The organism is Mycetohabitans sp. B46 (assembly GCF_037389205.1).
Lineage (GTDB): Bacteria > Pseudomonadota > Gammaproteobacteria > Burkholderiales > Burkholderiaceae > Mycetohabitans.
The window spans coordinates 47245-61050 of record NZ_JADBGL010000007.1 but is presented as its reverse complement, the minus strand read 5'-3'; the positions used below and the strand labels follow the sequence as shown (position 1 = coordinate 61050).

General features: G+C 63.3%; 16 protein-coding genes and 2 pseudogenes. 13 read left to right on the top strand and 5 right to left on the bottom strand.

The annotated features are described in order from the left end of the window. Positions 1-40 precede the first annotated feature (40 nt). The 3 genes from IHE30_RS09385 to IHE30_RS09375 all read left to right on the top strand — a co-directional run bounded on the left by IHE30_RS09385 (position 41) and on the right by IHE30_RS09375 (position 2006). A complete protein-coding gene (locus IHE30_RS09385; RefSeq protein ID WP_337690107.1) occupies positions 41-667 on the top strand; it encodes a LysE family translocator in 627 nt (208 codons plus the stop codon). A 67-nt stretch (positions 668-734) separates the two neighbouring features. Beyond that, positions 735-1859, top strand: coding sequence for a 3-deoxy-7-phosphoheptulonate synthase (locus tag IHE30_RS09380; RefSeq protein WP_337690105.1), 1125 nt, complete (start codon positions 735-737; stop codon positions 1857-1859). Between the two features lie 21 nt (positions 1860-1880). Next, a complete protein-coding gene (locus tag IHE30_RS09375) occupies positions 1881-2006 on the top strand; it encodes a hypothetical protein (RefSeq protein ID WP_337690104.1) in 126 nt (41 codons plus the stop codon). Here the strand turns inward: IHE30_RS09375 and IHE30_RS09370 are convergent. Continuing rightward, positions 2003-2296 carry a hypothetical protein gene (locus tag IHE30_RS09370; RefSeq protein ID WP_337690103.1) on the bottom strand — a complete coding sequence of 98 codons (294 nt, stop codon included), beginning with the start codon at positions 2294-2296 and terminating at the stop codon, positions 2003-2005. The two genes, IHE30_RS09375 and IHE30_RS09370, sit on opposite strands and share 4 nt — an antisense overlap. A 132-nt stretch (positions 2297-2428) precedes the next feature. On the opposite strand from IHE30_RS09370, the gene IHE30_RS09365 reads away from it, so the two are divergent. From IHE30_RS09365 to IHE30_RS09355, 3 genes are all read left to right on the top strand, one after another. After that, positions 2429-3925: a succinate CoA transferase gene (locus IHE30_RS09365; protein WP_337690102.1), complete on the top strand. Its 1497-nt coding sequence runs from the start codon at positions 2429-2431 to the stop codon at positions 3923-3925. Between the two features lie 171 nt (positions 3926-4096). After that, positions 4097-4345, top strand: a complete 249-nt coding sequence (locus IHE30_RS09360) for a hypothetical protein (RefSeq protein ID WP_337690101.1) — start codon at positions 4097-4099, stop codon at positions 4343-4345. 128 nt (positions 4346-4473) lie between these two features. Continuing rightward, complete coding sequence (locus IHE30_RS09355; protein ID WP_076787914.1) at positions 4474-4656, top strand: hypothetical protein; 183 nt, start codon at positions 4474-4476, stop codon at positions 4654-4656. 352 nt (positions 4657-5008) lie between these two features. On the opposite strand, the gene IHE30_RS09350 is transcribed toward IHE30_RS09355, so the two are convergent. Further along, complete coding sequence (locus IHE30_RS09350) at positions 5009-5908, bottom strand: EamA family transporter (protein ID WP_337690097.1); 900 nt, start codon at positions 5906-5908, stop codon at positions 5009-5011. Positions 5909-6099: 191 nt separating this feature from the next. On the opposite strand from IHE30_RS09350, the gene IHE30_RS09345 reads away from it, so the two are divergent. Continuing rightward, a complete protein-coding gene (locus IHE30_RS09345; protein ID WP_337690095.1) occupies positions 6100-6339 on the top strand; it encodes a PAS domain-containing protein in 240 nt (79 codons plus the stop codon). Positions 6340-6483: 144 nt separating this feature from the next. Here IHE30_RS09345 and IHE30_RS09340 read toward each other — a convergent pair whose 3' ends face one another. Beyond that, the gene (locus tag IHE30_RS09340; RefSeq protein WP_237577719.1) at positions 6484-6780 is read right to left on the bottom strand and encodes an acylphosphatase; all 297 of its coding nucleotides are present in this window, start codon (positions 6778-6780) and stop codon (positions 6484-6486) included. A gap of 370 nt (positions 6781-7150) precedes the next feature. Between IHE30_RS09340 and IHE30_RS09335 the strand changes: the two genes are divergently transcribed. From IHE30_RS09335 to IHE30_RS09320, 4 genes and pseudogenes are all read left to right on the top strand, one after another. Then, positions 7151-7474, top strand: coding sequence for a thioredoxin family protein (locus tag IHE30_RS09335; RefSeq protein WP_337690090.1), 324 nt, complete (start codon positions 7151-7153; stop codon positions 7472-7474). 771 nt (positions 7475-8245) lie between these two features. Further along, positions 8246-8794 (top strand): hypothetical protein, encoded by a 549-nt coding sequence (locus tag IHE30_RS09330; protein WP_337690089.1) that lies wholly within the window; start codon positions 8246-8248, stop codon positions 8792-8794. Then, entirely contained in the window at positions 8787-8987 is a 201-nt protein-coding gene (locus IHE30_RS09325) for a hypothetical protein (RefSeq protein WP_337690087.1), read from the top strand. The genes IHE30_RS09330 and IHE30_RS09325 overlap by 8 nt, the downstream gene beginning before the upstream one ends. A gap of 13 nt (positions 8988-9000) precedes the next feature. After that, positions 9001-9189: pseudogene (locus IHE30_RS09320) on the top strand (aminotransferase class I/II-fold pyridoxal phosphate-dependent enzyme); the annotation flags it as partial. Here the strand turns inward: IHE30_RS09320 and IHE30_RS09315 are convergent. Continuing rightward, complete coding sequence (locus IHE30_RS09315; RefSeq protein WP_337690086.1) at positions 9186-10097, bottom strand: NAD(P)-dependent oxidoreductase; 912 nt, start codon at positions 10095-10097, stop codon at positions 9186-9188. The pseudogene IHE30_RS09320 and the gene IHE30_RS09315 overlap by 4 nt on opposite strands. Before the next feature lie 138 nt (positions 10098-10235). On the opposite strand from IHE30_RS09315, the pseudogene IHE30_RS09310 reads away from it, so the two are divergent. Next, positions 10236-10379, top strand: a pseudogene (locus IHE30_RS09310) (AraC family transcriptional regulator); the annotation flags it as partial. An 87-nt stretch (positions 10380-10466) separates the two neighbouring features. Beyond that, positions 10467-12257 carry an acyl-CoA dehydrogenase gene (locus IHE30_RS09305; RefSeq protein ID WP_337690082.1) on the top strand — a complete coding sequence of 597 codons (1791 nt, stop codon included), beginning with the start codon at positions 10467-10469 and terminating at the stop codon, positions 12255-12257. A 282-nt stretch (positions 12258-12539) separates the two neighbouring features. Here IHE30_RS09305 and IHE30_RS09300 read toward each other — a convergent pair whose 3' ends face one another. Beyond that, entirely contained in the window at positions 12540-13796 is a 1257-nt protein-coding gene (locus IHE30_RS09300) for a hypothetical protein (protein ID WP_337690080.1), read from the bottom strand. Positions 13797-13806 lie beyond the last annotated feature (10 nt).

Here is a 13806-nt window from a genome sequence, read left to right as displayed (position 1 = left end):
TGCTCAGCTTGAATCAATCGGCTGACCCAAGGAGCGTGCGATGTTTGAGCTTTCGACATTGGGCACTTTTGTCGTGGTCGTGCTCGGCCTGTTTCTGATGCCAGGGCCGGCCGTGCTGCTGGTGCTCACGCGCACGGCGCAGGGCGGGCGCAAGACCGGCGTGCTGACCGGGCTGGGTTTGGCAGCCGGCGATTTCATTCACACGGTGTTTGCCGCTGTGGGCCTGTCGGCATTGCTGATGACGTCGGCGCTGGCGTTCAACATCGTCAAGCTGGTCGGCGCCGCCTATCTGCTGTACCTGGGCGTGTGTGCGCTGCGCAAAAAAAACGTCGACAGGCAGGCGCTGGCGCCTGCGGCAGCCGAGATCTCGCCGCTGAAGGCGTTCCTTCAGGCCGTGCCGGCCGAAGTGCTGAATCCGAAGACTGCGCTGTTTTTTCTTGCCTTCCTGCCACAGTTTGTACAGCCGGCGCGCGGCGCGACGTTCGTCCAGTTTACTGTGCTGGGACTGATTTTTGTCGCGATGAGCTTGGTGTATACGACGTTGCTCGTCGTCGCGATGCGGCCATTGGCGCGCCTTGTCGCAAAGCTGCATTGGCTGCGTCGCTGGCAACAGAAGATCATCGGCGTGATCTTCATCTCGCTGGGACTGAAGGTCGCGATGCAGTAGCGATAGGGCATTGGGCCGCGCACCAATGCGATAATGTCGTCTTGCCGCTAGTTCCCTGGAGACGATTTTGACTCGCATCGACAATCCGTCACACGATCAGGAGGTGGGCGTGGCCGACGCCACGCAGGACACGACCCGCGTCGATGACGTACGCATCGGCGCCGTGCGGCCGTTGATCCCGCCGGCGTTGTTGCTGGACGAGTTGCCGGCGCCGGCGTCGGTGCAGCAACTCGTCCAGCACAGCCGCGTGCGCATTGCCGATGTGCTTAATGGCCGGGACGACCGGTTGATTCTGGTGGTCGGCCCATGCTCAATTCACGACCACGATCAAGCACTCGACTATGCGCGCCGGCTCAAAGGCGCCGCTGACCGGCTGCACGAGGATTTGTTGATCGTGATGCGGGTGTACTTCGAAAAGCCGCGTACCACGGTTGGCTGGAAGGGCTATATCAACGATCCGCGGCTGGACGGCAGCTTTCGGATCAATGAGGGGCTGCGCCGCGCGCGCGAGTTACTGTTGCAAATCAACGGTCTTGGGCTTCCGACCGCCACTGAATTCCTGGATTTGCTCAGCCCGCAGTACATCGCGGACCTGGTGGCGTGGGGCGCAATCGGGGCGCGCACTACCGAGAGCCAGAGTCACCGCCAACTGGCGTCAGGCTTAAGCTGCCCGATTGGATTCAAGAATGGTACCGACGGCGGCGTGCAGGTCGCCGCGGACGCGATTGTGGCCGTCCGCGCCAGCCACGCATTCATGGGCATGACGAAGATGGGCATGGCGGCTATCTTCGAGACGCGCGGCAACCGTGACGCGCATGTGATCCTGCGCGGCGGCAAGAATGGGCCGAACTACGATGCCGCCGCCATTGAGGAAAGCTGCGCGGTGCTCAGGGCGGCGGGGCTGCGTGAGCATGTGATGGTCGATTGCTCACATGCAAATTCCGGCAAGTCACATCTGCGCCAGGCCGACGTCGCGCGGGACTTGGCCGCGCAGCTGTCGCGCGGCGAGCGTCGCCTCAGCGGTGTGATGATCGAGAGCCACCTCGACGAAGGGCGTCAGGACTTGAGGCCCGGCGTGCCGCTGCGATGGGGCGTGTCGATCACCGACGCGTGTCTAGGCTGGGCGCAGACCGAGCCGCTGCTGGAGATGCTGGCTGGCGCGGTGCGGGCCCGCCGCGCCGCCGCGGCGTAGCGGTAAGTACTGAAGTCGTCGATGCGTTCGTTGCTTACGAGGGCTGGGCGGCTAAGCCGCGAGCGCGGACCGGGCCGGGATGAAGTTCGCGGCTCGATTCGCCGGCGGCTCGCGCTGCTCGACGTCGTACGCATCGAGCAATCTTAGTCGCGCGTGATCCGTTCCGGTATGTACGTGACCCGCTCAAGTATCAATGCGCGCAGCAGTGGCAGCCAGGTCGGTGTGCGCGCATCGACGAAACGGCGTGACGGATACAGCTCATAGATGTTCGTATGCAGCAGCGTATACACGGGCAGAGCGCGCGTCAGCGTGCCGTTGCGTAGGCCGCGGGACGTAATGTGACGAAGGAGCGTCGGTCCTGCCGCACGCCGCACGCCGCACGCCGCACGCCGCACGCCGCATGTCGCACGCCGCATGTCGCATGTCGCATGTCGCATGTCGCATGTCGCATGTCGCATGTCGCATGTCGCCGCGGGCGGTCGCACAGACCAATCGCCGCCTAGATCGAGCGTGGCCGCAGCAAGTCCCCGTCAATCAGGGTCCCGTCAGATTGTTGGAGCAGAAACGCTATGTATGAAGAACGCATTCGGTGCGCGAGCCTGCGTAACCGCCTCATTTCCGCACGCGACGCGGCGGCCCTGGTTCACGATGGAATGCGCGTGGGCACCAGCGGCTTCACGCGAGCCGGCGATCCCAAGGCGGTGTTGCTCGCGCTGGCCGAGCGCGCTCGCACCGAGCCGACGAGGCCTCGCATTACATTGATGACGGGTGCCTCGCTTGGTCACGACAACGACAAGGCACTGAGCGAGGCCGGCATGCTGGCGCGCCGCCTGCCGTTCCAGGCCGACCCGACGTTGCGGCGCGAGATTAATTCAGGACGCACATTGTTTGTCGACCAGCATCTGTCCGAGACGGTCGAGATGCTGCGAGCCAATCTGCTCGGCCAACTGGACGTGGCCATTATCGAGGCCACCGGCATTACCGAGTCCGGGGGCATCGTACCCAGCACGTCTGTTGGCAATTCCGCTAGCTTTGCCATCCTGGCCAAACGGGTGATCATCGAGTTGAACCTAGCCCAGCCGTTGGAGCTAGAGGGCTTGCATGACATCTGGATTCCGGCTCGCCGGCCCGACCGCGCTCCAGTGCCAATCGCCGGCCCGCGTGACCGGATCGGCACGACCACGATCGACATCCCATTGGACAAGATCGCGGGCATTGTCATCACGAACGACGAGGACAGCTCCTCGGCCGTGCTGCCGGCGGACAGCGACACCACGCGCATCGCGCAGCACCTAATCGAGTTTCTGCAGCATGAAGTCTCTCGCGCACGCCTGCCGGCGCGACTGCCGCCGCTTCAGGCGGGTATCGGCACGATCGCCAACGCGGTGCTGGGCGGATTGTGTGCTTCGCCATTCGAAGCGATGACAATGTACTCGGAAGTGCTGCAGGACTCCACGTTCGATTTGATGGATGCCGGCAAGCTGGCGTTCGCGTCCGGTTCCTCAATCACGCTGTCGGCAGCGCGGCAGCGCCAGGTGTTGCGTGAACTCGCGCGTTATCGCGATCGCCTGGTGTTGCGTCCGCAAGAAATCAGTAATCATCCAGAGATCTTGCGTCGGCTGGGTGTGATCGCGGTCAATACCGCGCTTGAAGTGGACTTGTACGGGAACGTGAACTCCACGCATATTGGCGGTACCCACATGATGAACGGCATCGGCGGCTCAGGCGATTTTGCGCGTAACGCAGGCTGCGCGATATTCGCGACTAAGTCGGTGGCTAAGGACGGCCGGATCTCGAGCATTGTGCCGATGGTGCCGCATTGCGATCACAATGAACATGACGTGGACATCGTGGTCACCGAGCAGGGCTTGGCCGACCTGCGTGGTCTGGCGCCGCGCGAGCGGGCCGGTCTGATCATCGAGCGATGTGCGCATCCGCAGTACCGCGCTCTGCTGCGCGATTACTATCGCGATGCGCTCAAGGGGCAGGGACACACGCCGCACGACCTAGCGCAGGCGTTCTCGTTCCACCTGCGGCTGGCGCGAACGGGTACCATGCTGCCGTGAGCTGCCGTCGCCACCGCTGTTCCGGATGTAGTCGCATCGTTGCAGCACCCGTTGTCCCCAGCCTCGCCATCAAGATCAAAGATCAGGGGGGCCACGACCCGTGCCGATTTCAGCCTTTACTGAATCGACGCGCGTGGCCGGAACAAGACGCACGACACTGAGTGAGGTGAGATGAAGGCAGCACGATGGATCGGGGTGCTACTGCTGTTATCCGGCTGCGGATCGTCACCGCCGCTGTTTACCAGCGATGGCCGACCGACGCAATTCATTCAATGCGCGTCTGCCGAAGGGTGGTCGTCCTGCGATGCCCGTGCGCAGGCCCAATGCGGCGACGCCGGCTATGACACGCTGCAGCGCAATCGCTCGGACGGCACGCTGTCGATGCTGATCGCGTGCAAGCGTCCGGCGGCGGCCTATTGACGGTCGGAGTGACGCGCCGCCGCGTTCCGCCCGTCACATCCGCTTACGCAACCGCACCTCATCGCTACACCGGGCATGTGCATTGCGTTGCATCATGGCTTTCACGTCATGTTTCAGCGGAGACCGAGATGCAATTCATCATTTTCAATTTGCCGGCCGATTTGAGTGAGGAAGCACTGCGCGACCGGCTTGCCCCGATCGGTGCACGGCTTGTCGAGATCATTCGTGACAATGTCGAACGTGCCCGCGCCATCATCGAAGTCGCCCATATGGCGATGGCCTCGCGCGCGCTAGCACTGAACTTCGATTGAACTCGGTAGCGGCTAAGCCGACTTGCTCGAAAGCCTAGTCCGGCTTCGCCGATAACAGACTGGCCGAGTCAGTCCTAGCAGTTGACACAGTCTGGCCGCGCGGCGTAGCCGCCTGCCGTGCGTTCACTAATCTTGTCGAACGGGTCAACCCGCCTGCTCAAATGCTCAACTGATTGTATCAATCAGCCTTGTCGTGTCCTTAACGGGCCTTGTCCGACGGCTCAACCCATTTCGCCGAACGCGCCGATTAGCGCGAGCATCGCCAGCACGGCGACGAAGAGGAATTTTACCCGTTGCTCCCTTTCGCTTCGCCTTTCAATTTGAAAAAATGGCACTGTTTCATGCCAAAAACTCATGTGTCTTTTGCGGTGTCGGCTGGCTGACGCCACGTTCCCCAGCCAAGCACAGCCAGCGCGCCCAGAATCAGCGCGATAGCCATCAGCGTCTGCGGGGCAATCTGCTCGCCGCCCAGCGCCGCGCCGACCAGTAGCGCAATCGGCGGATTGGCATAGACGTAGCTGGTCGCCAGCACCGGCGCGGCGCGACTGGCCAAGTACATATAGGCGGAGAATGCCAGCAGCGAGCCCATCGTTACCAGGTACAGCCACGCCGCGAGCGGCGCGCCGCTTGGCACGGCCGCAAGTGACTCGCCGCTGAGCGCCGACGCCATCGCCAGCATCACACTGCCGGCGAGCATTTCGATTGTCACGGCCAGCGCCGGCGGCGGCAAGTCCAACGAGCGCGACAACTGGGTGCCCAGCGACCAGCAACTGATCGCCAACAGCAGTGCGCCGGCACCCATAGCGCTGGCGCGGAACTCGGCGCCCGACGTCAGCACCAGCACGCCCACCACGCCGATGGCGATTGCGGCCAATTCGTGGCCGCGCGGGCGAATGCCGAACAGTCGTTGCCAGACGATCGCGGCGATCGGCATGGCGGCGATCATCACGGTGGTCGCGCCCGATGAAATGGTCTGCTCGGCTACCGCAATGCCACCCATGCCACCTAGCAGCATCAGCGCGCCAAGCATCGAGCCGTTGCGCACTTGCCGCCAGCTCGCCCGGGCGCGGCCTCGCATGAGCACGAAGATGCCAAGGCACAAGCCCGCGACGGCGAAGCGCGATGCCATCAGCATGAATGGCGGCATCGCCCGTAAGGCGACTGAGATCGCGAAGTATGTGGTGCCCCAGACGATATAGGTGATCAGCAAGCACAGCAACAGCAAAGGCGTCAGGCGGGCGGTCCGGCTCATAATTGGCAACGTGTCGGAAACCTGCAATTGTCCGTCCGATCACGCTGCATATCCATAGTGTTTTAATCGTCTTTGAACAGGTGTGGCAATAGCCGATAGGAATTTGGCGCGAAGAATCGAATGCGCGGACGGGTGAATGGGCGACGCACTGGACGAATTGTTGTCGATCCTATGAATGTTCCGGTGGTTGGATGGAAGCCGCATCGCCATCGCAGGGTGAACTGGTAGTTGAGCACCTCGGCTTCGGCCTATTCGTCGTCGATCGGCAGACAAATGCGCAGATGTGGAACCGATTGATGCATGACCACAGCGGCAAGACGAGGGCTAAGGTGCTAGGCAAGGTGCTGTTCGAATCGTTTCCGGACCGACCGCGTAATGGGCTCATGCGCAGCACGCACAGGACGTCGCGATCCGCGTTAGCGCTCGCGTAGACGTGGCTGCAGCCCGTCTCGGCATGCGCAGCCACAAAGTGTCACTCAACGAGGCCGATGCCGCATTGCATGCCGCAAAGCGGCCAGGCTAAGACCGCACAGTGATGTTCGGTCAAGAGGCAAGCGTTTGATCCGGCACCGCGCTCAGTGCTGCTCGAAGCGATCGTACCGGCGCTCCGAGTAGTCCTCGTTTGCGATGAACTCGGACACCTTGGCCCGTGGCGGCCCGCGCCGCAGGAATTCCAGCATTAGGTCTACCTGGTTCGCCGGTCCCTGGACGATCGCCTCGACCGATCCGTCGTCGTGATTCGCGATCCAGCCCCGTACCTGCAGCGCATGCGCGCGGCGCACCGCGGCATGCCGGAATCCGACTCCTTGCACTGTCCCGCGAATCTTGACAGTGTACGTTTCAACCCTGGTATCGAGATCGACTCCATGCATCGTGCATCCCTCCTGTCGTGTAAACGTCACTGAACCGTTCAAGCCGCGGATTGTAGTCGCGCCGCGTGCATCGTGCACGGACTCCGCAACCCGAATGCGGCCGAGCAAGCACTGTGCCCTTGTCGGCGCGTGTGGCTTGCGGCATAGGGAATGTCCTCCTACCGGCCCGCCGCCTGGTCGGCAGTCTGCGTGCTGGCCTGCTGCCCAGCGGGCCGCCTAGTTGACTGCCCTTGCGCTGGCCCGCTGCCCGGCCGGCTATCCAGTTGACTGTCCTCGCGCCGGCCCGCCACTCAGCCGGCTGACCTCCCACTGTAGGTTTTACTAAATGCGGCTATGCTGTAGCGCATGCAATGTATGGGGGGAGCGTGGAATGGTGGAGCAATGTCCCTACACACCCGATGCGCCGGCCCGCGAGCAGTTGGACGTGCTCGCCGGCGTGACGGTTATCGAATTCGGCACGAACTGGTGCGGTTACTGCCAACGCGCGCAGCCGGTGATCGCCGAGGCGCTTGGGCGTTATCCGGCGATGCGCCACCTAAAGATCGAGGATGGGCCGGGACGGCCGCTGGGCCGGTCGTTTCGTGTAAAACTGTGGCCGACGTTGATTTTTCTGCGTGATGGACAGGAAAGGGCGCGTGTTGTGCGCCCGACCTGTGCTGAGGAACTGGACGACGCGTTGGCCACGCTGCGATAGCATGATTTATGACGCGCTGGTCCCGTCGCACGTCGGCCCTATTGCATGTCGGCCTTGTTGTCGCTGGCCACGCCTATTGGATCACGGTGTTATCCGTGTCGTTGTCCCGGCAACCAATGGAACGGCCGATTGTCGGCGTTGTGTCATCGCGCTGTCTGTGGCTTGCCGCACAGCGGTACGCCAGCTGGCGACCAGAGTACGCCAGCGGCAAACGAATGTTGTCATCATCATGTTGGGTTCCAACGCCGGCATGCACAGCAGCGTTCGGCGCAATACATAAAGCTTGGTCACACCGGACTGACGGCCTTGCGCCTGTGGACGAGAACAAGGACGTTCGGCCTGCAGACCGATGAAAACATCTCGCACGCATACTGAATGCCGCCGTCGATGCCGGCATCACATTCCTGGATACGGCGCGAAAACAAGCGCGAACTGCTGTCGCTTGCCGTGAAGGACTAGCCCACACTTCGCTTCTGCAGGCCGGGCGCTCGTGATTGCCAGTCCCCCGGCATGAAGGTGCGGTACGCTGTGTACTAAAGAATTGCCGTGAGGAAGCGCCTGATGCTAAATGTGTTTTCATCCATCTGTTGCTGGCCGTTGCGCACCGGGAAAAAGCCATCTGGTGCGTCGGCGGCGCGCAAGGAGCCGCAGGCTGTTGACAAAGCCGCACCACGGGTGCACAGCGCACACCCAGCGCTAGGAACGTTATCTAACATATCCCGGATCACACCGGGGCGTCGTCGCCACGGCCCGTCGGCGTATGCGAAGGAAATGACAGGAAATCAGGATGCCATATTGCTTACGTTGATGTTTATGTGCCCCGTACAGCAGTCCGCCGCACCGGCCAATGGTGGTCGTGTCGATTCCGCATCGTCGCCGCCCAAAGAGCTGACCACGCTGTATGATTTATGCGATGACATTGAGCGTTATGTGAGACGACAGGGTATCAATCGCGAGGTGACGCCCGCACTGCGGCAGTTCATGATCCGGACGGCCGCAATGCAGAATGTCCTGGCTCAGCGTGGTGAACCCGCTTGGGGGCGGCTGCAGCAGATGCTCGACCGGCTGCAACAAATGATAGATCTGCTGGATTCCAACGCAGGCTCAGCGCATGCGCTCGGCAACCAGGACGGCCATGCTCGTCACGACGCCTGTGGCGTGTTCGAGTCGTTTCTCGATGTGTTCGATGATAAATGGATTCCGTCGCTTTCCAAGCTCAAGATTGCAGACGCAGAAGTGCAGAAGGAAGGACAGGCCAGGCTAGAGTCGGCTTGCGGGCGTCTCAGTATGGGTGAAGTGGCAGGTCAGTCAGATGATTGAGGCCCGGAAACGACAAGAAAAACTTGGCGCATGGGGGACGATGCTGCAGCAGGCGCTCGGCCCGGTGACGCTTCAATTGCCGCCGGTTGCGACGCCGAAATTCTCGCTCGACGTAGAGGCGGTATTCAAACGGGCGCGGGAGGGGGCGGCCGTTGACGCGTTCCGCCGGGAACCATCGGGACATAATCGATAAATAACAGCGTGGTGACCGGGCCTACGTAGATCGTGTGTTCGACGGTTGGAAGGCGCCATCAATCATGTAGGTGCCCGGTGCGAAGGACATCGCGGTCGAGTTGTTCACGTTGTCCAAAAGCTACAACATGGCGAGCTAGCGCATTGGCGCCATGGTCGGCAATGCCGACCTGGTCGCGGCGCTCGCGCGTATCAAGCGTTACGCGCTGAGCTTGCGCAATCGCACGATCAGGCTCGACGTGTCGTAGCGTCGCCCGCCGAGCGCCTGAACATCGCCGTAGAACTGATCAACCAGCGCGGTAACGGGCAGCGATGTGCCATTGCGTTTGGCCTCATCCAGGCAGATCGCCAGATCCTTGCGCATCCAGTCGACCGCGAAGCCAAAATCGAAGCGGCCTTCGATCATCGTGCTGCCGCGGTTGTCCATTTGCCAACTCGCGGCCGCGCCTTTGCCGATGACTTCGAGCACGCGCGGCATGTCCAGCCCGGCGCGTTGCCCGAAGTGAATGGCCTCTGACAGCCCCTGTACGATGCCGGCAATTGCGATCTGGTTGACCATTTTGGTCAACTGGCCTGCGCCCGATTCACCGAGCAGCGTAACCGCGACGCCATAGTGCCGCAACGTGGGCGCGACGCGCTCGAACACTGTGGCGTCGCCGCCGCACATGATCGTCAGCTTGCCGTTCTGAGCGCCAGCTTGTCCGCCCGATACCGGCGCGTCGATGAAATGCAGGCCTTGCTCGCGGGCGATTGAGAACAGCGCCCTGGCGACATTGGCCGAAGCGGTGGTATGGTCAACGAATACCGCGTCGCGCAGCATGCCGGCGAACGCACCTTGTCTGCCCAGCGTCACGCTGCGTAAGTCACCGTCGTTGCCCACGCAGGCGAGCACAATGTCAGCGCCGTGTGCGGCCTCGCGGGGCGTGGTCGCCGACCGGCCACCGTATTTAGCCACCCATTGCTGCGCTTTGACCGCCGTGCGGTTGTACACCGTCACGTCCAGCCCGGCCTTGGCGAGATGGCCGGCCATCGGGTAGCCCATCACGCCGAGCCCAAGAAACGCAACGCGCCGTGGCGTCCCGCTCGATGAAAGAGATGACTGGTCGGTCACTTCGTTTCTCCTGGAAACAATATCGGGGGGAAACTGGCATTATCGCAGGGGTTAGGCGAGGGGGCACTCCGTCATGATGCTTGTGACACAATATCGATCCGGCATGCCGTTGTCGCCGTGCTGATTCCGGCCCGTCACATGTTCGATGCCGCGAATCCGCTGGTTGCCACCGTGCCGATCTCGCTGGTAAACGGCTTTCTTGCCGGCGCGGATCCGCACGCTGTCGCCCGGCTTGCCGAGTGCTCGGGTATCCCGCGTGCGCTGCTCGCGAAGCCGGGTGCCGCGCGCGTATCGGCGCGTACAGTGGCAAAGTAGCGGCAGGCCGTGCGTTTTCGGTGAATAACGCTGCGACGTTTGAGGAGCTAAGCGATGAGCTATCGTGCACCGGTCAAAGATATGTTGTTCACGATGAACGCGTTGGCGGACATTGATGCGGTTAGCCGCCTACCCGGCTATGAGGATGCGACGCTCGAAACCGCACAAGCCGTGCTCGAGGAAGCCGCGAAATTCGCCGAGCAGGTGCTTGCGCCGCTGAACCGTACCGGGGATACCCAGCCGTCCACATGGGCCGACAGGACGGTCACGACGCCGCCGGGGTTCAAACAGGCCTATCGCCAATTTACGCAAGGTGGCTGGCAGGCCGTCGTGCATCCGCCTGAGTTTGGCGGACAGGGCTTGCCCAAGCTCATTGCGACCGCATGCAACGAGATGATCAATGCGGCGAACTTGTCGTGGGCGCTTTGCCCGTTGTTGACCGATGGCGCGATCGAGGCGTTGCTGACCGCCGGCAGCGACGGGCAGAAGGCGCGTTACCTGCCCAAGTTGATCGCCGGCGAATGGACCGGCACGATGAACTTGACCGAGCCGCAGGCCGGCTCGGACCTGTCGCTGGTGCGCACGCGCGCGGAACGCCAGGCGGACGGCACCTATAAGCTGTTTGGCACGAAGATCTTCATCACCTACGGCGAGCATGACATGGCGGACAACATCGTCCATCTCGTGCTGGCCCGCACACCTGAGGCGCCGCCGGGCGTCAAGGGCATTTCGCTGTTCATCGTGCCGAAGTTCCTGCTTGACAGTGACGGCGCGTCAGGCACGCGCAACGACGTGGATTGCGTGTCGATCGAGCACAAGCTCGGTATCAAGGCGAGCCCGACCGCGGTGCTGCAGTTCGGCGACCACGGCGGGGCGATTGGCGAGTTGGTCGGCGAGGAAAACCGTGGCCTGGAATACATGTTCATCATGATGAACTCGGCACGGTTCTCGGCCGGCATGCAGGGCGTGGCGATTGCTGAGCGCGCCTATCAACAGGCCGCTGCGTATGCGGCCGAGCGTGTGCAGAGCCGCCCGGTCGATGGCTCGGCCAAGCAGGCGGTGCCGATCGACCAGCATCCGGATGTCAAGCGGATGCTGATGACGATGCGCGCATTGACCGAGGGCGCCCGCTCGCTGAACTACTTTGCCGCGTCCGCCTGCGATATCGCGCATCGGCATCCGGACGCTTCGGTGCGACAGCAATACGCTCGGCGCTATGAGTTCCTGGTGCCGATCGTCAAAGGCTGGAGCACGGAGTTGTCGGTTGAGGTTGCCAGCATGGGCGTGCAGGTCCACGGCGGCATGGGCTTCATCGAAGAAACCGGCGCCGCGCAGCATTACCGTGATGCGCGCATTCTGCCGATTTACGAAGGCACGACCGCTATTCAGGCGAACGATCTGGTGGGCCGCAAGACCGTGTACGATGGCGGCGCGGTTGCTCGTGGGCTGTGCGAGCAGATTGTGCTCACCGAGCGTGAGCTGGTCCATCACGAGGCGCCGGTATTCGCCGCGATGCGCGAGCGCCTGGCGGCGGCGCGCGCCGCGCTGGCCGAGTCGATCGAATTTGTGCTGCGTCACGCGAAGACGGATCCGAATGCGGTCTATGCCGGCAGTGTGCCGTACCTGAAGCTATGCGGCATCGTGCTGTGCGGGTGGCAGCTCGCGCGCGCGATGCTTGCGGCGCATGCTACACGGGCACAGGATCCGGCTTTCTGCGACGCGAAGATCGCGACTGCGCATTGCTTTGCCCATCACGTGCTGCCGCAGGCGGATGCGCTGCGCGTGGCAATCGTCAGCGCCGCGAATGGTGAAGGTGTGTTGGCGCCAGTACGGCACTCGGCATGAGCGGTACGGTAATAGATGTCATGGTCGCCGACGCAATCGGCCGAGCGCACCGGCTGTTGTCCTGACGTGTTCGAGCAGCCGTGCGATTTCGTGAGCGGCGTATCAGCGCACATTGCGGATGTACCGGCAGGCGCATGTGCACCGATGCGTTTGACGCTACTTTATCGTGGATTGCCGAACGCTGCCGGTATCCTGGGGGCGGCGCGCGGTGATGTGCCGATACACCGATGCCGCGCGGCTTTGGGGTGCAGCGCGAGCGGCTGCCCGTGTAGCAGGCCGTAGCTATTGATCGTCGATTGGCGCCGCTGGTTCATCATCAATTGAAGCCGGAGCGCCAGTGTCGGCAGGTGGCTGCGCGAGCGCCGGACGAGTTGCCGTGGCGGCGAGCCGGACCGCTTGCGGCAGCGCGATGGCCTTGGCCGTCAATGCCGCGGTGGCCTCGGCGGCGGAGGGCGGGACATGCGGACTGGTTGCCTCGGCGGCATACGGCACGGTGGTCGTCGTCGGGCGGGGCACGGCCGCGGCGGCCGAGGGGGCGGTGTGCCCACCATAGACGACCGGCGGCTGAGTCGGGTCGACGCGAGCGGCTTCCGGCGGCAGTGGCGTGACCGCGTCCTGCGTCAAAGCGTCGGTTGCCGCGCGTGCGTCGGCACGAGATACGCCCGGCGTGTCGGCTCCCGGCTGCCTCGGTTCGGCCGGCGCAGCGGTGGCCACCGCATGTTGCGCGGGATGTGCCACCTCGTGTGGGATGGAAAGCGGCTCGGTTGCCTGGAGGCCGGCGTGCGCAGTGACCAATGCGGTGTGCCCGTCGGTGTCTTGCGCGGTTGAAGCAATGGCCTTGCGTGTCCTCGCATGGAAGGTGCTCGGCAGGCCGCGCTGCACGGTGCCCGCACCCATGCTCGCCGGGTTGTCGCCACGCGCTGGCTGTATGCTCGCGAGCGACGCGGTATTGGATGCTGGCGCGCGCGCTTGCGGCGACGGCGGTAGGCTCAGCGGTGGCATGATGGCGTGCTGCGGCGCTTGCGCGCTCAAGTGCTCGGTATGGCTGGCGAGCGCAGTGACATCAAACAATGGCACGGTGCTAGCGCTCGCGTCGGATTGCGTCGGCGCCTCGCGACTCATGGCCTCGGCATACCGGCGCGGCTCGGACGGCGCCCTGTCCTGGTAGAGCTGGCTGAGCGTCACCCCCAAAGCGCCGGCGCCTAGCGCCAGCAAGGCGGCGAGTGCGGCCGTGTGACGTCGCGCGAGCGGAGCACGCTGCAAGCCAGTCCACGGTGGTGTAACGAACGATGGCGGCGCGGTATCGAACGAGCGTGCCGTGGCGTACACGGGTTCGGCCGCGTGCTGTCGTGCGTGGCAGGCATCCTCGTCGCTTGCCGGCGAGTCGGCAAGCGAGCGGGGATTGGCGGCGCGGGTCTTGGCCGGCCCCAGCCGGGGCTCGATCCTGCGTGTATTGCGCACATGCTTGCCGCTGCGCGCCGCTCCCCGTCTGGTGAAGCCCAGCGCCACGCCATGGGGCGTTTTTGATCTGGCGCTCATGGTCTCGGTT